18 protein-coding genes, 1 tRNA gene and 1 pseudogene are annotated in these 18,027 nt (G+C 68.1%); 11 read left to right on the top strand and 9 right to left on the bottom strand.

Translation table 11 applies throughout. From position 1 onward, the window contains the following. Window positions 1-108: 108 nt before the first annotated feature. Window positions 109-1,713 (bottom strand): ABC transporter substrate-binding protein, encoded by a 1,605-nt coding sequence (locus ACOMG5_RS03745; RefSeq protein ID WP_420342441.1) that lies wholly within the window; start codon window positions 1,711-1,713, stop codon window positions 109-111. Window positions 1,714-1,881: 168 nt separating this feature from the next. Between ACOMG5_RS03745 and ACOMG5_RS03740 the strand changes: the two genes are divergently transcribed. Then, complete coding sequence (locus ACOMG5_RS03740) at window positions 1,882-2,493, top strand: GntR family transcriptional regulator (RefSeq protein ID WP_420342440.1); 612 nt, start codon at window positions 1,882-1,884, stop codon at window positions 2,491-2,493. Here the strand turns inward: ACOMG5_RS03740 and ACOMG5_RS03735 are convergent. After that, on the bottom strand, window positions 2,490-3,101 hold the full coding sequence (locus ACOMG5_RS03735; protein WP_420342439.1) for a TetR/AcrR family transcriptional regulator: 612 nt from the start codon (window positions 3,099-3,101) through the stop codon (window positions 2,490-2,492). The two genes, ACOMG5_RS03740 and ACOMG5_RS03735, sit on opposite strands and share 4 nt — an antisense overlap. A gap of 108 nt (window positions 3,102-3,209) precedes the next feature. On the opposite strand from ACOMG5_RS03735, the gene ACOMG5_RS03730 reads away from it, so the two are divergent. Genes ACOMG5_RS03730 through ACOMG5_RS03710 form a run of 5 tightly spaced genes read left to right on the top strand, consistent with a single transcriptional unit; the run spans window position 3,210 to window position 7,611 of the window. Beyond that, window positions 3,210-4,253: a polyamine ABC transporter substrate-binding protein gene (locus tag ACOMG5_RS03730; protein WP_420342438.1), complete on the top strand. Its 1,044-nt coding sequence runs from the start codon at window positions 3,210-3,212 to the stop codon at window positions 4,251-4,253. A 1-nt stretch (window position 4,254) separates the two neighbouring features. After that, entirely contained in the window at window positions 4,255-5,109 is an 855-nt protein-coding gene (locus ACOMG5_RS03725; RefSeq protein WP_420342437.1) for an ABC transporter permease, read from the top strand. Further along, window positions 5,109-5,879 (top strand): ABC transporter permease, encoded by a 771-nt coding sequence (locus tag ACOMG5_RS03720; RefSeq protein WP_420342436.1) that lies wholly within the window; start codon window positions 5,109-5,111, stop codon window positions 5,877-5,879. The genes ACOMG5_RS03725 and ACOMG5_RS03720 overlap by 1 nt, the downstream gene beginning before the upstream one ends. Beyond that, complete coding sequence (locus tag ACOMG5_RS03715; RefSeq protein WP_420342435.1) at window positions 5,876-6,886, top strand: ABC transporter ATP-binding protein; 1,011 nt, start codon at window positions 5,876-5,878, stop codon at window positions 6,884-6,886. The genes ACOMG5_RS03720 and ACOMG5_RS03715 overlap by 4 nt, the downstream gene beginning before the upstream one ends. Continuing rightward, window positions 6,883-7,611 carry an MBL fold metallo-hydrolase gene (locus ACOMG5_RS03710; protein ID WP_420342434.1) on the top strand — a complete coding sequence of 243 codons (729 nt, stop codon included), beginning with the start codon at window positions 6,883-6,885 and terminating at the stop codon, window positions 7,609-7,611. Before ACOMG5_RS03715 ends, ACOMG5_RS03710 begins: the two co-directional genes overlap by 4 nt. Here ACOMG5_RS03710 and ACOMG5_RS03705 read toward each other — a convergent pair. Then, complete coding sequence (locus ACOMG5_RS03705) at window positions 7,608-8,498, bottom strand: LysR family transcriptional regulator (protein WP_420342433.1); 891 nt, start codon at window positions 8,496-8,498, stop codon at window positions 7,608-7,610. The two genes, ACOMG5_RS03710 and ACOMG5_RS03705, sit on opposite strands and share 4 nt — an antisense overlap. Before the next feature lie 109 nt (window positions 8,499-8,607). Here ACOMG5_RS03705 and ACOMG5_RS03700 point away from each other — a divergent pair, with 109 nt between their 5' ends. Next, window positions 8,608-9,468, top strand: a complete 861-nt coding sequence (locus tag ACOMG5_RS03700) for a dimethylarginine dimethylaminohydrolase family protein (protein WP_420342432.1) — start codon at window positions 8,608-8,610, stop codon at window positions 9,466-9,468. Window positions 9,469-9,516: 48 nt separating this feature from the next. On the opposite strand, the gene ACOMG5_RS03695 is transcribed toward ACOMG5_RS03700, so the two are convergent. From ACOMG5_RS03695 to ACOMG5_RS03680, 4 genes are read right to left on the bottom strand one after another with little or no spacing between them, the layout of a single operon-like run. Continuing rightward, complete coding sequence (locus tag ACOMG5_RS03695) at window positions 9,517-10,944, bottom strand: cryptochrome/photolyase family protein (protein WP_420342431.1); 1,428 nt, start codon at window positions 10,942-10,944, stop codon at window positions 9,517-9,519. After that, window positions 10,941-12,092, bottom strand: coding sequence for a class I SAM-dependent methyltransferase (locus ACOMG5_RS03690; RefSeq protein WP_420342430.1), 1,152 nt, complete (start codon window positions 12,090-12,092; stop codon window positions 10,941-10,943). Before ACOMG5_RS03690 ends, ACOMG5_RS03695 begins: the two co-directional genes overlap by 4 nt. Then, window positions 12,089-12,868 carry a DUF1365 domain-containing protein gene (locus tag ACOMG5_RS03685; protein ID WP_420342429.1) on the bottom strand — a complete coding sequence of 260 codons (780 nt, stop codon included), beginning with the start codon at window positions 12,866-12,868 and terminating at the stop codon, window positions 12,089-12,091. Before ACOMG5_RS03685 ends, ACOMG5_RS03690 begins: the two co-directional genes overlap by 4 nt. Next, entirely contained in the window at window positions 12,865-14,145 is a 1,281-nt protein-coding gene (locus tag ACOMG5_RS03680) for an NAD(P)/FAD-dependent oxidoreductase (RefSeq protein WP_420342428.1), read from the bottom strand. Before ACOMG5_RS03680 ends, ACOMG5_RS03685 begins: the two co-directional genes overlap by 4 nt. A 195-nt stretch (window positions 14,146-14,340) precedes the next feature. Here ACOMG5_RS03680 and ACOMG5_RS03675 point away from each other — a divergent pair, with 195 nt between their 5' ends. Genes ACOMG5_RS03675 through ACOMG5_RS03665 form a run of 3 tightly spaced genes read left to right on the top strand, consistent with a single transcriptional unit; the run spans window position 14,341 to window position 16,274 of the window. Next, window positions 14,341-14,910, top strand: a complete 570-nt coding sequence (locus tag ACOMG5_RS03675; protein WP_420342521.1) for a sigma-70 family RNA polymerase sigma factor — start codon at window positions 14,341-14,343, stop codon at window positions 14,908-14,910. Next, window positions 14,907-15,536, top strand: a complete 630-nt coding sequence (locus tag ACOMG5_RS03670; protein ID WP_420342427.1) for a ChrR family anti-sigma-E factor — start codon at window positions 14,907-14,909, stop codon at window positions 15,534-15,536. Before ACOMG5_RS03675 ends, ACOMG5_RS03670 begins: the two co-directional genes overlap by 4 nt. Before the next feature lie 3 nt (window positions 15,537-15,539). Further along, a complete protein-coding gene (locus tag ACOMG5_RS03665) occupies window positions 15,540-16,274 on the top strand; it encodes an SDR family NAD(P)-dependent oxidoreductase (RefSeq protein WP_420342426.1) in 735 nt (244 codons plus the stop codon). Here ACOMG5_RS03665 and ACOMG5_RS03660 read toward each other — a convergent pair. Then, on the bottom strand, window positions 16,267-16,671 hold the full coding sequence (locus tag ACOMG5_RS03660; RefSeq protein WP_420342425.1) for a DUF2177 family protein: 405 nt from the start codon (window positions 16,669-16,671) through the stop codon (window positions 16,267-16,269). The genes ACOMG5_RS03665 and ACOMG5_RS03660 overlap by 8 nt on opposite strands. Window positions 16,672-16,908: 237 nt before the next feature. Between ACOMG5_RS03660 and ACOMG5_RS03655 the strand changes: the two genes are divergently transcribed. Beyond that, window positions 16,909-16,984: transfer RNA gene (locus tag ACOMG5_RS03655), tRNA-Ala, on the top strand. A gap of 842 nt (window positions 16,985-17,826) precedes the next feature. Here ACOMG5_RS03655 and ACOMG5_RS03650 read toward each other — a convergent pair. Beyond that, window positions 17,827-18,027: pseudogene (locus ACOMG5_RS03650) on the bottom strand (DDE-type integrase/transposase/recombinase); the annotation flags it as partial.

Here is an 18,027-nt window from a genome sequence, read left to right as displayed (position 1 = left end):
GCATGACCGGGTCCCCCGGCGCGAGCTTCAGCAGGCTGAAGCTCGCCACCGAAACGATCAGCAGCACGACCGCGGTCTGGAAGATCTTGGCGGCGGCCCAGTTCAGCATCAGGCGAGGCTCACGGTATGCAGGTTCACGAGGTCGCACGGGACATATTCGAAGCCCTGCACCTTCTTTGAGAAAACCTTGTAGATCGGCATGTGGGCGAGCATCGCGACCGGCGCCTCGTCCATCAGGATATCCTCGGCCGCGTAATAGAGCTTCGCGCGCGCGGGCACGTCGAGGATCTTCTGCGCCTGCGCGCAGAGCTCGTCGAACTTCGGATTGGCCCAGCCCCAGTAGTTCCACGATCCGCCCGACTTGAACTCCGGATAGAGGGTTTCATCGGGGTCGAGATCCGCCACCCAGTCGAAGTCCAGCATCTCGAAATTGCCGTCCTTCATGCGCTGCACCCAGGCCGCGGGCTCCAGCAGCTCCAGCTTCACCTTGATCCCGATCTGCGCCAGCATCGGGGCCACCACCTGCGCCACGCGGGTGCCGACCGGCCCGCGCTCGGCCATGATATAGGTCACCTCGATCTCGCCCTGGTTCGCGGCCTTGGCGCGGAATTCCTTGGCTTTGGCCAGGTCGAAGAACTGGCCGCGGCCGCTTTTGGCGATGTCGGGGTCGTAGAAGCCGGTCATCGGCGGCGAGATCGGCGTGTAGGCCTGCTTCGCCACGCCGAAATAGGCCTGTTTCAGCAGCGTCTCGCGGTCGATCGCGAAGGCCACCGCGCGGCGCAGGTTCACGTCGTCGAAGGGGGGCTTGCGGGTGTTCATGCCCACATAGGTGTAGTTGCCCTCGATCTCGCCATACATGTCCACCGTCGGGATCGCCTTGACCTGGTTCACCAGCTGCATCGGGCAATCGTTCATGCCGTGCACCTGGCCCGAGATCAGCGCCGCAACCGCCGTCGCGGGTTCGTCGATCATCACGAAGGAGGCCTTGGCGAGCTTCGGCAGGCCGGGCTCGAAATAATCCGGGTTCGCCTCCAGCTCGATCGAATCGTTGTCCTTCCAGGACACGAACCGGAACGGGCCGGTGCCGACCGGGTTGCGGCCGTAATCCATGCCGTATTTCTGCACCGCTGCGGGCGAGACGATCGTCCCGGCGCGGCCGGTGGAGCCGGTGAGCGCCACCGGCAGGAAGGCGTAGGGCTCCGAGAATTTCAGCCGCACGGTCAGCGGATCGACGATCTCCACCTCGGACAGGAGCGCGAGCTTCCAGGCATGCGGCGAGGCCGGCGTGCCCGATTTCACCCGCATCAGCGAGAATTTCACCGCCTCGGCATCGCAGGCCGTCCCGTCGTGGAATTTCACGTTGGGGCGGAGCTTGAACAGATGGGTCTTGTCGTCTTCCAGCGTCCAGGTTTCGGCGAGATCGGGCACGAAGGCGACCTTCGTGCCATCATAGGTGACTTTCAGCAGGCCGCTGTGGATATTGTTGATCACCTGCACGGCCGAAAGGAAGAAGGTGAAATGCGGATCCAGCGTATCGATATGCTTCAGCGCGGCAATCTTGATATGCCCGGCCTGGGCGGCGGCGGCCGGCATCGGCAGCCCGCCCATCATCGCCGCGGCCGCACCCGCCCCCATGCCCAGCAGGACGCTGCGCCGGCCAAACCGCGCCGCGAGGCGATCTGCGAGAATGCGCTTGTGGTCGATATCCGTCATGTCTTCCATCTTCCTTGCCCTGGTTCCACGAAATGATCCGCTTGCAGCCTTCCGCGCGGCGTCACGGTTTCTTGTGGAGCAAGGCACCATAGATATGTATACAAATACAGTGAAAGATATCCAGCAGAGATGTTAAGCATGCAATTGAACAATAGATATGCAGATGACGTGCACTCAGCACTGATTACAGGCATCGTTGAGGGGAAGTACCTTCCGGGGGACGTGCTGAACGAAATTCCGCTGGCGGAGGAATTCGGCGTCTCGCGCACCCCCGTGCGCGAGGCGCTGCAGCGGCTGACGGCGGCGGGCCTGGTGGAGCGCGGCCCGCGGCGCGCGGTGATCGTGCGCAAGATGGACCCGGCCACGCTGCATGCGCTGTTCGAGACGATGGGAGAGATCGAGGCTCTGGTCGCACGCTTCGCCGCGCTGCGGATGAGCGAGCTGGAGCGGCAATCGCTGCAACAGATCGTGGAACAGGGCGAAGATCCCACGGCGGATTACGCCGAGATCAACACCCGCTTTCACAGCATCCTGCGCATCGGCGCGCACAACCCGATCCTTGCGGATCTGCTGGAAGATCTGGAGCTGCGCACCATGCCCTGGCGGCGCGCGCAGTTCCGCCACCGGGCCGACCGGATCCGCACCTCGCAGGAGGAACATCGCGCCATACTGGCCGCGATTCAGGCGCAGGACGGCACCGAGGCGCACCGGCTGATGCGCAGCCATGTCGCGGCCTCGCTGCGCACGGTTCTCGAATTCCTGGAGGCGAGCGGGCGCTAGCCGATCAGCCGCACCAGCGCCTCGATCCGGCCGCGCAGCTCCGCCTTCAGCGCGCCGAGCGTCATTTCCTCGCGCAGGGCGAACAGGGTGAAGGTTGCGTTCAGATCGTTGAACAGCATCAGCCCGATCGCCCCGGCATCCACCCGGGCGGGCAGCGCCCCGCGCAGCTGCAGTGCCCGCATCATCGCCACCACCTGCGCCGCGAGCCGCTGATCCAGATCGTGATAGCGGCGCGAGAACGGCGTTTCGGGATGCTGGATCGCCATCGCCATCGCCGTGCGCCACATCTCCTTGGTCAGATAGACCAGCGAATGGTCGTAATAGGTGAACACCAGCTGCGTGAGCGCCTCCACCACCGATCCGGGCGGCGCGGCCACCACCGCCTCGCCCTGGTGCAGCACCTCCTCGACTTCCATCCCCACGATCGCCAGCAGCAGATCGGCCTTGTTCTCGAAGTAATTGTAGAAGGTCCCGACGGAGACCTCGGCCGCCTCGGCAATCGCGTCGATTCGGGCCGCGTCATAGCCCATCTGCCCGAAAAGCGTGCTCGCCGCCTGCAGGAGGCGGTCGTTGCGGCGGGCTTTCTGTCTCTCGCGCAGTCCGGCCATACCGATCCCCCTGTCTTTCAAAATTATTATTGACTGCAAAAATGAACGCGTTCAAGTTTTTTGTCAGAAAGGGCCGCACAGACGCGCCCGCACCAACAGGAGACCGAGATGAAGCTGACCACGACCTGCGCCGCCGCGGCGCTGTGCCTCGCCCTGCCCGCACATGCGGCGGATCTGAACGCGCTGATCTGGTGCGACCATGCCGATCCGGCGCTGCTCGAGCCTTTCGAGAAGGCGCACAACGTGCGGGTCAACACCAAGGAATTCGAAGGCACCGCCTCCGGGCTGACCATTCTGGAGCAATCGCAGCCCGGCGATTGGGACGTGATGGTGATCGACGCGGTCGATGTGGGCCGGGCGGTGGAGCGCGGCCTGTTTGCGCCGCTGCCCGCCAATGAAATGGCCACGGCGGATTTCTTCCCGCAGCTGGTGCTGGACAAGAACAACACCGTGGATGGCACCACCTATGCTGTGACCGAGAAATTCGGCTACAACACCATCGCCTACAACAAGGCCAAGGTCGACCCGGAGGACATGAAGAGCCTGAAGGCGCTGTGGTCCGGGAAATACGATGGCCGGATCGCGGTCTATGATTACTACCTGCCGGTGGAGGGGCTGGTGGGCCTCGCGCAGGGGGTGGCCACCAAGGACCTGGATGCGGCGGCGCTGGCGGGGCTGAAAGAGCCCCTGTTCGCGCTGAAGAAGGCCTCGAAGCAGGTCTCCGACGTGGTCGGCAGCCAGACGGCGCTCGCCACCGGCGAGGTGGACATTCTGGTGGGCGGCGGCGAATGGCTCACCGCGGTGCTGCATTCCGAAAACCCGGATCTGGACTGGACCATCCCTGCGGAAGGCGGCCTCGTCTGGGCGCAATCGATCGCCGTATTGAAGGACAGCACGCAGCCCGGGCTGGCGCTCGACTTCGTGAAATACATCACCTCGCCCGAGGGGCAGGCGCGGCTCGCGACCTCGTCGTGTTATTGGGGGATGCCCGCGAACCGCAAGGCAGGAGACCATCTCAGCGCGGAGCAGAAGGCGATCCTGCGGTGGGACGACCAGGAGGCCTATCTGCAGCGCGCACAGCTTTATCCGGTGCCGGATGCGGCCACCGACAGCGCGATGCAGGACCTCTGGACCGACATGCTGCAGCACTGAGATGAGCATCGAGCGGCAGGAGCGCCGGCAGGGGCTGGCGCTGGTCACCCCGGCGCTGGCCTGGACGGCGGCCTTCTTCGTGCTGCCCTTCGCGGCGATGGTCTGGATGAGCCTCGCACATCTGGACGGCCGCGCGCTGGTCCCGGGCCCGGACCTGGGCAATTACGCGCGCATCTTCGGCGATCCCTCGTTCCTGCGCGGGATCCGGGTCTCGCTGGAGACCACGCTGATGGTCACGGTGCTTTCGGTGCTGCTGGCCTGGCCGCTGGCCTGGATCATCGCGACGCGGGTGCCCGCGCGCTGGCGGCGGCTGGCGCTTCTGGTCGCGGTGCTGCCATTCTGGACGTCCTATGTCGTGCGCTCCTATTCCTGGGCGCTGGTGCTGGGCGAAAAGGGCGTGGTGATGAACGCGCTGGTGGGCCTTGGCCTGCTCGCGCAGCCGGTGCAGATCATGGCCACCCGCGCGGCCACGGTGATCGGCTTCGTGCATTTCTTCGTCATGCTGCTCACGCTGACGATCTATGCCAATCTGGTCCAGCTCTCGCCCAATTATGCCCGCGCGGCGGAGGACCTCGGCGCCAGCCGCTGGCAGGTGATCCGGCTGGTGATCCTGCCGCTGACCCTGCCCGGCGTGGTGACGGGCGCCTTCCTGACCTTCGTGCTCTGCATCGGCGATTACATCACGCCCCAGATCCTCGGCGGCAACAACGAGCTCGGCCTGCCGCAGCTGATCATGCTGCAGCTCGGGCGGCGCGGGGATTACCCGATGGCCTCGGCGCTGTCGGTGGTGCTGATGGCGCTGGTGACGCTGGCCTATGCGGCCTGCGCGCGCTGGCTGCGGATGGAGCGGGTCTGATGCGCATCCTGTCCTGGGCCTATCTGGTGGCGGCCTTTGCCTTCATCCTGCTGCCCGTCGCGGTGCTGGTGGTGTTTTCATTCCAGGACGGGCGGCTGCCGGTGCCGCCGTTCCGGGGCGCCACGCTGAAATGGTATGCGGAGGTGCTGTCGGACCGCAAGCTGATGGCGGCGCTCGGGAATTCGGCGCTGGTGGCGCTCGGCTCCTCGGCGGTGGCGCTGGTGCTGGGCTTTCTTGCGGCTTCGGGGCTTGCGCGGGTGGCGCTGCCCGGCTCCGCGCTGATGCGCGGGCTGCTGGTCGCGCCGATGACGGTCAGCACGCTGATCATCGGGCTCGGCCTGCTGCAGATGTTCAGCCAGGCGGGCCTCGGCCCCTCGCTGCTTACCACGGCCATCGGCCATGTCGTCATCAACCTGCCGCTGTGCTTCTCCATCCTCTACGCGGCGATGGGCGAGCATCAGAAGAACGCCATGCGCGCCGCGCGCGACCTTGGCGCCTCCGAATGGCGCGTGCTGTGGCTGATCTCGGCGCCGATGCTGGCGCCGGCGCTGGCCGCAGCCTTTTTCCTCTCCGTCACCTTCAGCTGGGACGAGTTCATCGTGGCCTTCCTGCTCACCCGGTTCGACGTGACCCTGCCGGTAGAGATCTGGTCGATGCTGCGCTCGGGCCTTTCGCCGCGCACCAATGCGATCGGCGCGCTGGTGTTTCTGGTCTCCATCGCCATCGTCGTGGCGCTGGAGCTCACCCTGTTCAGAAAGGCGCGCACATGACCGCCGACGTCACCTTCGAGGCCGTGAAGCACAGCTTCGGCACCTTCACCGCGCTGCACCGCGTGGATCTGACCATCAATGCGGGCGAATTCATCGTGCTGCTCGGGCCCTCCGGCTGCGGCAAGACCACGCTGCTCTCGATCCTCGGCGGTTTCCTCACGCCGAGCGAGGGCCGCGTGCTGATCGGCGGGCGCGACATGACCCGCGTCGCCCCGAAGGACCGCCCCACCACCACCATGTTCCAGGATTACGCGCTGTTTCCGCATATGACGCTGCGCGACAATGTGGGCTTCGGGCTGCGGATGCGCGGCGTGGGCCGGCGCACGCGTGATGCGAAGGCCGGGGAGATGCTGGAGATGGTGGGCCTCGCCGACAAGGCCGGGCGGCGGCCGCATGAGCTTTCGGGCGGGCAGCGGCAGCGGGTCGCGCTGGCGCGGGCGCTGGCGGTCTCGCCCGAGGTGCTGCTGCTCGACGAGCCGCTGGGCGCGCTCGATCTGAAGCTGCGCCGCCAGATGCAGGAGGAGCTGAAGGCGATCCAGCGCCGGGTCGGCACCACCTTCGTCCATGTCACCCACGATCAGGAAGAGGCGATGGCCGTGGCCGACCGGATCGTGGTGATGAATCAGGGCCGGATCGAGCATTGCGGCACGCCCGAAGAGGTATATCTGCGCCCGGCCACGCTGTTCACCGCGAATTTCATGGGCGAGGTGAACCGGATCCCGGTGGCCGCGGGCGGGCAGACGCCGCTCGGCCCGCTGCCGCTGCCCACGGGCGTGCTGTGCCTGCGCCCGGAATCGGTGGGGCTTGCGGGGGAGCTGCCGCTCGGGCCCGCGCGGCTGGAGGAAGCGTCGTTCTTCGGCGCCTATCTGCGCTGCCATTTCCGCCCCGTGGCGGCGCCCGAAATGCCGCTTGTGGCGCATCTGCCGCAGGGGCATGCTCCGGCCCCGGGCGCCGAGGTGGCGCTGTTCGCCAGCAACCCCGTGGTGCTACCCGCAGAGGCCGCATGAGACGCATCCCCCCCGCCGACTGGTACCGCATCCGCCCGGTGGCGGATGGCATCACCCATATCGACGAGCCCTTCATCCAGGAATTCTACCGCTGCAACATCTGGCATGTGCGCGGGCGCGAGCGCGACATGCTGGTCGATAGCGGCATGGGCGTGGTCAGCCTGCACGCCTGGGTGCCGCTGGTGAGCGAACGGCCGCTGGACGCGGTGGCGAGCCATACCCATTTCGACCATATCGGCTGCCATCACGAATTCCCCTGCCGGCTCTGCCATGCGGCCGAAGCCGATATTCTGGCCGCACCCACCCGCGAAAACACCGTGGCCGCGGGCTATGTGGCCGATACCATCTTCGATGCGCTGCCGCCCGAGCCCTATCACTCTGCGCGCTATACCGTGGCGGCCGCCCCCGCCACGCGGATCCTGCACGATGGCGATATCATCGACCTCGGCGACCGCCATTTCGAGGTGATCCACACGCCGGGCCATTCACCGGGCGGCATCGCGCTCTGGGAGGCGGCCTCGGGCGTGCTGATTTCGGGCGATATCCTCTATGACGGCCCGCTGATCGAGGGCGAAAGCGCGCGGGAGCAGGCGCAATATGTGGCCTCCCTGCGGCGGCTGCGCGATCTGCCCGCGCGGGTGGTGCATGGCGGGCATTTCCCCTCGTTCTCCGGCGCGCGGCTGCGGCAGCTGATCGACGACTGGCTGCGCGCGAAGGGCGCCTAGCCCGGGAACACCTCCGCCAACAGCCGCAGGAACAGCGGCAGGATGCCATTCTTGCGGCTGGTGTCGTCATAGGCGGCCTGAAACGGCGCGGTATAGGCCAGCAGGTCGGGGCGCAGCGCACGCATCCGCCCCGCCGCCACGAAGGGCTGCGCGTAATGCCCGGGCAGGTAGCCCAAGAACCGCCCCGACAGGATCAGCCGCGCCCCCGCCTCCATATCGTTCACCACCGCGCGCGGGGCCGGGATCGCGAAGATCTTCATGTCGCGCGAGCCCCAGTAATCGCGCGCGACGATGCGGTGGCGCTGGATGTCCTCGATCTCCACCCGCTCCTGCGCATAGAGCGGGTGCGCGGCGCCGCAGTAAAAGCCCTGAGTTTCGGCATAGAGATCGCGGTAGGCGAGCCCGAGCGCGACCTTCGGGAAGCTGGCGATCGCCGCCTGAAGCTGCCCCGAAACGACGTCGCGCAGCAGCTCATGTGGCGGCCGGGTGACGAGCGACAGCGTCACCCGAGGCGCGGCATCGGCGAAGCGGGCAAACAGCCGCTCCAGCGGCGCCGCCGGATCGGAGATCGTATTGTCGGCGAGGCCCACGGCGAAGGTGCCGGTGAGCTCGCCCTTCAGCCGCCGCACCCGCGCCTCGAATTGGCCGATGGAGCCCGCGAGCCGGCCATATTCCTCATAGACGGCGCGGCCCTCCGGCGTGAGCACGAAGCCGCCGCGCCCGCGCCGGCACAGCCGCACGCCGAGCCGCGTCTCCAGTGCGGAAAGCTGCGTGGAGATGGTGGCGAGCGACAGGTTCAGCACGCCCTGCGCCGCCGAAAGCCCGCCCGCCTCCACCACCGCCTGAAACACGCGCAGCATCCGCAGGTCCATCGCGTCGAAGGTCATGAGCCGCCCCGATAACTTCAGAAATACCAAAGTAAGCTATGATAGAACGTAATTCATCGAAAGCATCATCCGCGCTATTCAGGCCCTGTACCAACAAAGGATCTGGATGATGACCTGGGCGATCTCCTCGGAAACCGGCGTTTTGCGGGACGTGCTGCTGTGCCGCCCGGACCATTATGAATGGATCCCGTCGAACGACATCGCGCGGCGGACGCTCGATGAGGGCCGCCAGGCGGACCGCCAGACCCTGATGGCGCAATATGCGGAGATGGAATCGGCTCTGGAGACGGCCGGCGTGACCCGGCACTACCTGACCCCCACCGAGGGCCTGCCCTATCAGATCTATACCCGCGACAGCTCGCAGATGACGCCCTGGGGGGTGATGATCACGCAGATGGAGCGCCCCCAGCGCCGCGGCGAGCTGGGCGAGATCCTTTCCGTTTATGAAAAGCTCGGCGTGCCGCGCTGGAAGGTGGCGAGCCAGGGCAATGTGGAGGGCGGCGATATCCATGTCATCGGCCGCAACCTCATGGCGGTGGGCTATTCCGGCGGGCGCACGGAGAAATCGGGCGCGCTACAGCTCTGCGCCTGGTTCCGGGAGCAGGGATGGGAGGCCATCGCCGTGCCCTTCGGCGAGCATTTCCTGCATCTGGACGTGATTTTCTGCATGCTGAACCAAGAGGTCGCGGTGGCCTGCACCGACGTGCTGCCCGATGAATTCCTGGAGTGGCTGGCGCGCCACGGCATCCGCACCCTGCCGGTGAGCTACAAGGAGGCGATGCATCACATGGCCTGCAATGTGCTCGCGCTCGGCAATGACCGCATCGTGAGCCCGCGGCACTGCGCCCGGATCAATGCCGCGATGCGGGCCGAAGGGTTCGAGGTGCTGGACCCGAACCTCGACCAGTTCGCAGCGGGCGGCGGCTCCATTCACTGCATGACGATGCCGCTGCGGCGCGACCCGCTCTGAGCGCACACCCCGTCTGCCAGCAAACGCCAGGCGGGGTGCGATGGGGCTTCAGGCGTCCTGCGCGGCGCGGAAGCGGCCATAGGCCTCCAGCGCGCGTGCGCGCCCTTCGGCCAGGGCCGCATCGCCGCGCACGGGCTGCCAGAGCGGCCGGAGGGCCCAGCCCGGCGGCACGCTCTCCAGATAGGCGCGCGCCTCCGGCCCCGGCGCGCCCATCCAGCCCGCGAGCCAGCGGCGCCGGTAGGCCGCCTTCGGGTCGTATTGCTGGGCCTGTTTCTCCGGGTTGAACACGCGGAAATAGGGCGCCGCATCCGGCCCGCAGCCCGCCACCCATTGCCAGTTCATCGCATTGGCGGCCGGGTCCCAGTCGGTCAGGCTGTCCTCGAAATGGCGCAGGCCCAGCCGCCAGTCGGTGAGGGCATGCTTGGTGAGCCAGCTCGCCACCACCATCCGCACCCGGTTGTGCATCCGCCCCGTCACGCGCATTTCGCGCAGGCCCGCATCCACCAGCGCCACGCCGGTCTCGCCGCGGCACCAGACGGCGTGATCGGGGTTTTCCGCGCGCCAGGCAAACCCCTCCCATTCCGCGCGCCAGGCGCGCTCGGGCAGGGCCGGGAAATCGATCAGCAGGTGCCAGGCGAATTCGCGCCAGATCACCTCCGACAGGAATTTCCCGATCCCCGCCGCCTGCGCCGGGTTGGCCTCGGCCGCGGCCATCGCCGTGGCCCAGATCTCGCGCGGGCCGATTTCGCCGGTGGCGAGATAATCAGACAGGCCGGAGGTGGCCTCGATGTCGGGCCGGTCGCGCTCGGTGCCATAGCCTTCGGCATGGGCCAGGAAATCCGCGAGCCGCGCCTGCGCCGCCTCTGCGCCCGCTGGCAGGGCGAAGCGCGCCAGCACCGCGCGGCCGCGATACATATCGGGCGCGAGATCGAGGCTGCGCAGTTCCTCCCCCTCCGGCCCGCCTTGCCACATCGCAAAGCGCGCGGGCGCCGCGGGGCCGGGTCGATCCGCCCCCACCGCCTTCAGCGCCCGCGCGAAGGGGGTATAGACCCGGTACACCCCGCCCTGCTGCGTGCGCACCATCCGCGGATGCACCACAAGATGCCCGGCATGCAGCACCAGCCCCTCCGGCCCGAGCGCGCGGCGCACGCGCTCCTGCAGGGCGCGCATCTGCGGCGCGGGCCAGTCGGCCTGATGCACCCGGCGCGCGCCGGTGCGGCGCAGAAGATCGGGCAGCATCCGCTCCGGCGCGCCGCGCAGCACGCAGACCCCCTGCCCGCCTCGCCGCCGCAGCACCGCATCGAAGGCCCGGAGCGCCTGCTCCAGCCGCCAGCGGCTGGCGGAGCCCTGCGCCATCAGCAGATCGTCCACGAAGAACACCGGCAGGAGCGGCCCATCCGCCAGCGCCGCGCAGAGCGCCGCCGCATCCGTCAGGCGAAAATCGCGGGTGAGCCAGAGAATGCCGGGCGCGCTCATGCCATCCCCGCCGCATGGGTGAGCTCGAGCTGCACCACGTCGGTGCGCCCGGTGGCGAAGGTGGCAGCACAGCCATCCAGATAGAACTGCCAGCCGCGCAGGAAGCGCTCGCCATAGCCCAGCCGCCGCACCCGCGGCGCCTCGGCGAGCATCCGGTCGCGCCAGATCCGGCAGGTGCGCGCATAATCGTCCCCGAACGAGAAGCTGTTGCCCAGCGCCAGCCCCGCACGGGCGGCCTCGCGCGCCATCACCGCATTGCAGGGCAGCATGCCGCCTGGGAAGATATGCTGGCGGATGAAATCCGACCGCCGCCGGTACAGCGAAAATTCGGCATCGGGCACGGTGATCGCCTGCAGCACGGCGCGCCCGCCCGGCGCGAGCCGCGCCTTCAGCGTGGCGAAATAGGCGGGCCAGTAGCGCTCGCCCACCGCCTCGATCATCTCGATCGAGACGATATTGCTGAACCGGCCGGTCACGGCGCGGTAATCCTGCAGCCGGATCTCGGCGCGCCCGTCGAGGCGGGCATCGGCATAGCCCTTCTGCGCCGGAGACAGCGTGAGCCCGGTGACACGGCGGCCCTGCTCCGCAGCCGCCTCGGCAAAGCCGCCCCAGCCGCAGCCGATTTCCAGCACGCTCTCTCCGGGCGCCAGCCGCGACAGGATCCGCGCGTTCTTGCGCGCCTGGGCGCGCTCCAGATCGTCGCCCTCGGCAAACAGGGCCGAGGAATAGGTCATGCCCCGGTCCAGCCAGAGCTGGTAGAATTCATTGCCCACGTCGTAATGCGCGCGGATGTTGCGCGAGGCGCCCCGCAGGCTGTTGCGCCGCAGCACCCGGTCCATCACCGCCATGCGCAGATTGGCGAGCCGCCCCGGCGCGACCCAGCCCTGCAACCGGTCTGCGTTGCGCAGCGCGCAGGTGAGCAGCCCCTCCAGCGAAGAGCTTTGCCAGTGCCCGTCGATCCAGGCCTCGCCGAAGCCCACATCGCCGCGCGCCGCCAGCCGCGGCAGCACCGACCAGTCGCGGATCTCGAGATCGACCTCGGGCCCCGCCGCCCCGAAGCGATGCGTCGCACCATCGGGCAGGCGCAGCGACAGCCGGCCATGGTCCAGCCCCTCCAGCGCGGAAAGGAAACGTGTGGTCAGGCTCATCGGCTGATCTCCTGTTCGGGGGCGGGGGGCAGGCGCCGGTAGCCGGCCCCCTTCAGTTTCAGGCGCAGCGCCTGCCAATAGATCAGCGCCAGCACCCGCAGCGACCCGCCCGGCCGCGCGAGCGCCGCGCGCAGGATGGCACGATTGCCGAGCGGGGAAAACCGCCCCGACATCGCCGCCTCCAGCCCGTTGGCGCCGTCGATCTGGCGGATGCGGATCGCGATGCGGTCCGGGTGCAGGGCGAAGCCGAAGTGATACGCGCCCCGGACATCCTGAAACGGCGAGACATGAAAGACTTTGGCCGCGCGCAGCGGCGTATCGGCCGCGATCGGGGCGAAGGCGGGGGCATGGCAGAGGTAGCTGTGGCGCTGGCCGAAGGTGTTGTTCACCTCGGCGATCACCGCGATCAGCCGGTCCTCCTCCAGCACCATCCAGAAGCTGACCGGGTTGAACCAGTGCCCGAGGAAGCGCGGCTGCGCGAGCAGGCCGAGCACCATGCCGGGCCGCCGCGCCATCCCGGCCGCCGCGAATTGCTCCCAGGCCCAGGGCGCGCCCCGGCCGGTGCCGCGCACCCCGCCATGATCGGCGTCGCGAAAGCCCATCAGCCCGAAGCGGTTGTGCGCCAGAAGCGCGGGCGGGCGCATGGTTTCGGGCGCCAGCAGCACGAAATCGGCCCGGTACCGGAAGGCATGGCGGAGCACGCCGCGCCGCGCATGGCGCACATCGGCGCGCAGATGCAGCACCTCCCCCTCTTGAAGCCGCCCCGCGAGCGTCATGGCCGCACCTCCTGTGGCAGCAGGCGCCGCGCAATCCGCACCGCGGAGGCGAAGCCGTCCTCGTGGAAGCCGTTGCGCAGCCAGGCCCCGGCGAACCAGCTGCGCCGCTGGCCCTGCATCGCGCGCAGCGCCTCTTGTGCGGCCAGCGCCGCCGCATCGAACACCGGATGGCGGAAGGTGACCTCGTCGTAGATCGCCTCCTCCGGGATCGGGGCGCCCGGGTTCAGCGTCACGAACAGCGGATCGTCCTGCGGGATGCCCTGCAGCCGGTTCATCCAGTAGCTCACGCCGATACCCGCGCCCGGCGCCGCACCATCGCGGTAGACCCAGGAGCTCCAGCAGCGCCGCCTCAGCGGCATCACCCCGGCATCGCGGTGCAGCACCGTGCGGTTCGGCTGGAACCGGATCGCCGAAAGCGCCGCGCGCTCCTCGGGCGCGGCATCGCCCAGCAGCGCCAGCGCCTGATCGGCATGGGTGGCGAAAATGACCTGATCATAGGTTTCGGCCGCGCAGCCCTGCGCCTGCAGGCGGACCCCATCCGGCATGCGCAGGACGGAGCGCACCGGCGTTCCGGGGCGCAGCTGCACCCCCTCGCGCCCGAGCCAGCCGGTGAGCCGCGCGACATAGGCCCTGCTGCCGCCCGCGACCGTCCACCACTGGTGCTGCCCGGATTTGGACATCAGCGCATGGTTGCGCAGGAAGCGCAGCAGCGCCTCTGCCGGAAACGCCCCGACATCGCCCGCGGGCGTGGACCAGATCGCGCCGCAGATCGGATAGAGGTAATGATCGCGGAACCGCCGCCCGAGGCGCATTTCGGCCAGAAGCCCGGCGATGCTCTGCCCCGGTTGGGCCGCGGCCTCCGCCCCGGCATTGAAGCGCAGGATATCGCGGATCATGCCGTGAAACCCCGGCGAGATCAGGTTCCTGCGCTGCCCGAAAAGCGCATTGCCCGAGCGCAGCGCATATTCCAGCCGACCGCCCTGCAAGGATACGCCGAAGCTCATGTCGCTGCGCGCGACGGGCACATCGAGATCGCGGAACATCGCCGTCAGATGCGGGTAGTTCGCGTAATTGAACACGATGAACCCGGTATCGACAGGCTGATCGCCCCGCCGCCCGGCCAGCACCGTGCGCGCGTGCCCCCCGAGCCGCGGCTCGGCCTCATAGAGCGTCACCGCATGATGCCGGGCCAGAAGCCAGGCCGCGGCCAGCCCGGAAATACCGCCGCCGATGATGGCGATCCGCTGCGGCGCGCCGTTGCTCAGATCGAAGGCCATGGGCCGTCCTCCCGGATATTTCTGAGGTTACGCAGCAGGCGCATCGGCGGATCACCCGCGGCGAATGATCCGCCCGGCTGCCGCCTGCGTATCCCTGCCATGAACGAGAACCTGCCTCTGGCCGAGCCCGATGATCCGCCCCGGGCCGTTCCGCGCTTGAATGCGGCGCGGCAGCGCGACACCATTGGCGCGTTCATGGAGAGCCCGCCCGTGCAGGACAGCCCCTATAGCGAGATGACCGCCGCGCTGATCGCCGTGCGCGACCGGCGCGACCGCGATGCCTTCGCGCGCCTGTTCGACCATTTCGCGCCGCGGCTGAAGGCAATGCTGATCCGCGGCGGGCTGCGCGATGGCAGCGCCGAGGACGTGGTGCAGGACGTGATGCTGACCGTCTGGCACAAGGCCGCGCAGTTCGACCCGCACCGCGCCGAGGCACAGAGCTGGATTTACCGCATTGCCCGCAACCGCCAGATTGACCTTGCGCGCCGCAGGCCGCTGCCGCTGCCAGAGCCGATCGAGGAGCCTGAAGGCGCCGAGCCCGATGCCGCGCAGATTCTGGCCCTGCAACAGGAGGTGGGGCGGCTGCGCGCGGCGCTGGCGCGGCTGAGCCCCGAACAGGGCCGCGCCCTGCGCCAGGCCTATATCGACGAGCTGCCGCACAGCCAGATCAGCCCGGCAACCGGATTGCCGCTGGGCACGATCAAATCGCGGATCCGGCTGGGGCTGGAGCGGCTGCGGCACGAGCTGAGAGACCTGAAGCCATGAGCGCGATCTGTCATCACATCCCCGAGCACCTGCTGCAGGACTATGCCGAGGGCCGCCTGCCGCATCCCTTCGCCGTGGTCGCGGCCGCGCATCTGTCGATCTGCGATGCCTGCCGGGCACGGCTGGAGGCGGAGGATCTCGTCGGCGGCACTTTCCTCGAAGAGCTGGAGGGCGCATCCCTTGGCGCCGGCGCCCGGGCCCGCGTGCTGGGCGCGCTGGATGAGCCGCCGCCCGCCCTGATGCGCGGATCGGGCATCTTCCCGGCGCCTGTGATGGCGGCATTGGGCGGCCATCCGCCGCGCTGGCGGATGCTGGGCGGCGGGATCCGCCAGCAGATCCTGAGCGCCGATGACAGCGGGTCGCTGCGGCTGCTGTATATTCCGCCCGGGCGCGCGGTGCCGGAGCATGGCCACGGCGGGCTGGAGCTGACGCTGGTGCTGCAGGGCAGCTTCGCCGATTGCGAGGGCCGCTTCGCGCGCGGCGATATAGAGGCCGCGCACGACGGGATCGACCATCAGCCCGTCGCCGGGGCGGAGGGGCCCTGCATCTGCCTGGCCGCGACCGATGCGCCGCTGCGGTTCCATGCGCTGCTGCCGCGCCTGCTGCAGCCGATGTTCCGGATCTGAGCGATGCTGCCGCGCCGGGATGCCCGCATCTGGATCATCGGCGCCAGCGCCGGGATCGGGGCGGCGCTGGCCCGGGCACTGGCGGCCGAAGGCGCGCGGCTGGTGCTCTCGGCGCGCGATGCGCAGGCTCTGGAGGCGCTGGCGCAGGACTGCCCGGGCGCCCGGGCCCTGCCGCTGGATCTGGCCCGGCCGGGGGCGCTTGCCGAGGCTGTGGCGGACCTCGCCGCGTCCTTCGATGCGGTGATCTGCACGGCCGCGCTTTATGAGCCCGGGCCTGTCGCCGAGCTGGACCCGGCGCAGGCGGAGCTTCTCGTGCGGGTCAATCTGCTTGGCACGCTGGAGGTCGCGCGGCTTTGCCCGCCGCTGCTGCGCCCGGGCGGGCAGCTGGTACTGTTCGGCTCGGTCGCGGGCTATTTCGGCCTGCCGGGCGGGCAGGCCTATTCCGCCACGAAAGCCGCGGTGAACAATCTGGCCGAAACATTGCGGGTGGAGCTGGCGCCGCGGGTGGATGTGCGGCTCGTGTGCCCGGGCTTCGTGCGCACCCGCCTGACGGCGCGGAACCGGTTCCGCATGCCGGGGCTGATCACTCCGGAAGAGGCTGCGCGCCACACCCTACGCGGGCTTCGGGGGCGGCAGTTCGAGATCCACTTCCCGAAGCGCCTCACGCTGGCGATGAAGCTGCTGCGGCTCCTGCCCTATGCGCTTTCGCTGCGGCTGACGGCGCGCCTGCTCAGGTAAACCTGCCCGAGATGAGCGCAACGCCCACCCAGGCGGAGACCCCGGTCAGGACCGTGCCCCAGGCCAGATCCACCGCCACCTGCTGCCAGGACCAGGCGGCAAGAGTGGCGTAATTCGTCATCTCATAGGTGCCGTAGCATAAAAAACCGAGCACCATGCCCCCGAGCAGCGCCTGCGCCGGCTGCTGCACACGCAGGGCGGGCAGCGAGACCATCCACAGCACCCCGGCGACATAGACAAGGTAAAACACCGCCGCAGGCCCGATGCGCAGCGGCGAGGCCAGCAGCGCCGCCACATGGCGCTCGAACACGGGCCGCACGATGTACCGGATACCGATCATATCGAGGCCAAGAAAAACCGCGGCCGTCACCAGATAGAGCATTCCCGCCTGAGCCATTGATCCTCCCGCGCTCTCGGTATGGATACGGCTTGGCCGGGCGCCCGGATCACCTACGAGGCATCCAAACCGGGTCACCATCCACATCATCCCGCAGGAAATAGCTGCGCGTGACTGTCCGCGAAGCAAAAGCGCGAGGAATCGTCCGGCAGAGGATAAAATCCGCTTGCGCATCCCGACCGGGGGCTCTATAGCCCGCCTCACGCAAGGCGAAAAGATCGCGCCGAAGCGAACGGTGGGGCCATAGCTCAGTTGGGAGAGCGCTTGAATGGCATTCAAGAGGTCAGGGGTTCGACTCCCCTTGGCTCCACCAAACAAAACAAAGACTTAGACAGCATAAAGCCCCGCTCAAAAGGCGGGGTTTTGCTTTGGGGGAACACCGGGGGAACAGGCAGTGCGCGCCGGATCAGGCCCGGTTCTGCGCTTTCAGCATCACGGAGCTTGCGGGCCTCGTGGATCTCATCGCGGCGAATTCCGAGGTCGGCGGCAGTGGCGGGGGGCATGTTTCCGTTACCAACATGCCCGGATGATCCGGGATTGTTCTGCCGGGCGCCACCTCACCCCGTTCCTGCGCGGCATCGTATTCCTCAGCCGCAACACGCGCGCGGGTCAGGCTCTTGTGCTCTTGAAGATCACCGGAGGCGGGTGTTTACCTTCCTGACAGATCCGGGAACAAAACCGCTGGTAGCTCGGGGCTTCCTTTGGCAGGGGCTGGTCGCAATGCTCGCAATGCCGCACGGGGGCCGCGCCGCGCAGCGCTGCCCGCTCGGCCACAACACGCGCGTGGCGCTTGGCATTGTGGAAGTCATCGCAGCAAAGATCGTCGCAGAACTTCTTTCTCGCATGGGATTTCGCGGGCAGTTCCTTGCCGCATTGCAGGCAAAGCCGGGGGCCGATCACCGCCCTACGCTTATCACGCGCCACCCGTCGCTTGGCGTTCTTTTCCTGATGCCTGACTTGCATTGCCGCCCATCGGCATTCAGGGCAGCAATAGCGCGCCGTAGCGGGCGCCTCGATCGGCATTTCGCCCCCGCACCAGGCGCATTTCGTGTCCATAACGTCCAGATCTTCGGCCTTCATAGTGCCCTCGCTGCCCGTTTCACGTCCGCCTCGGCCTTCGCGCGCATTTGCAGGGACCACCGCACCTTGCAACCCCGGGTAGCCGATCTGCCGACAGACCCGTTCCAGAGTCTGAACCACGTCCTCGCCCCGGTAAGCAAATCGTGGATCCGTCGCCGGGCAATAGCGCGAATGGATATCCACGATGGTCAGGATCCGCAGTTTCTTGCCCAAGGCGAGCTGGTCATGGACAAAATCCATCGCCCAGACCTCGTTCGGTCCGGAGGCCTCCTGTCG

Source organism: Paenirhodobacter sp. (assembly GCF_041916475.1).
Taxonomy (GTDB): domain Bacteria; phylum Pseudomonadota; class Alphaproteobacteria; order Rhodobacterales; family Rhodobacteraceae; genus Rhodobacter.
The sequence above is the reverse complement of the archived record's forward strand: the minus strand, read 5'-3'. Positions and strand labels throughout refer to the sequence as shown.

Bases quoted from the DNA above. Each gene is read 5' to 3' on its own strand.
- ACOMG5_RS03745 (WP_420342441.1), bottom strand. From the start codon at position 1,713: ATGACGGATATCGACCACAAGCGCATTCTCGCAGATCGCCTCGCGGCG.
- ACOMG5_RS03735 (WP_420342439.1), bottom strand. From the start codon at position 3,101: ATGGCCGGACTGCGCGAGAGACAGAAAGCCCGCCGCAACGACCGCCTC.
- ACOMG5_RS03730 (WP_420342438.1), top strand. From the start codon at position 3,210: ATGAAGCTGACCACGACCTGCGCCGCCGCGGCGCTGTGCCTCGCCCTG.
- ACOMG5_RS03725 (WP_420342437.1), top strand. From the start codon at position 4,255: ATGAGCATCGAGCGGCAGGAGCGCCGGCAGGGGCTGGCGCTGGTCACC.
- ACOMG5_RS03720 (WP_420342436.1), top strand. From the start codon at position 5,109: ATGCGCATCCTGTCCTGGGCCTATCTGGTGGCGGCCTTTGCCTTCATC.
- ACOMG5_RS03715 (WP_420342435.1), top strand. From the start codon at position 5,876: ATGACCGCCGACGTCACCTTCGAGGCCGTGAAGCACAGCTTCGGCACC.
- ACOMG5_RS03710 (WP_420342434.1), top strand. From the start codon at position 6,883: ATGAGACGCATCCCCCCCGCCGACTGGTACCGCATCCGCCCGGTGGCG.
- ACOMG5_RS03705 (WP_420342433.1), bottom strand. From the start codon at position 8,498: ATGACCTTCGACGCGATGGACCTGCGGATGCTGCGCGTGTTTCAGGCG.
- ACOMG5_RS03700 (WP_420342432.1), top strand. From the start codon at position 8,608: ATGACCTGGGCGATCTCCTCGGAAACCGGCGTTTTGCGGGACGTGCTG.
- ACOMG5_RS03695 (WP_420342431.1), bottom strand. From the start codon at position 10,944: ATGAGCGCGCCCGGCATTCTCTGGCTCACCCGCGATTTTCGCCTGACG.
- ACOMG5_RS03690 (WP_420342430.1), bottom strand. From the start codon at position 12,092: ATGAGCCTGACCACACGTTTCCTTTCCGCGCTGGAGGGGCTGGACCAT.
- ACOMG5_RS03685 (WP_420342429.1), bottom strand. From the start codon at position 12,868: ATGACGCTCGCGGGGCGGCTTCAAGAGGGGGAGGTGCTGCATCTGCGC.
- ACOMG5_RS03680 (WP_420342428.1), bottom strand. From the start codon at position 14,145: ATGGCCTTCGATCTGAGCAACGGCGCGCCGCAGCGGATCGCCATCATC.
- ACOMG5_RS03675 (WP_420342521.1), top strand. From the start codon at position 14,341: ATGGAGAGCCCGCCCGTGCAGGACAGCCCCTATAGCGAGATGACCGCC.
- ACOMG5_RS03670 (WP_420342427.1), top strand. From the start codon at position 14,907: ATGAGCGCGATCTGTCATCACATCCCCGAGCACCTGCTGCAGGACTAT.
- ACOMG5_RS03665 (WP_420342426.1), top strand. From the start codon at position 15,540: ATGCTGCCGCGCCGGGATGCCCGCATCTGGATCATCGGCGCCAGCGCC.
- ACOMG5_RS03660 (WP_420342425.1), bottom strand. From the start codon at position 16,671: ATGGCTCAGGCGGGAATGCTCTATCTGGTGACGGCCGCGGTTTTTCTT.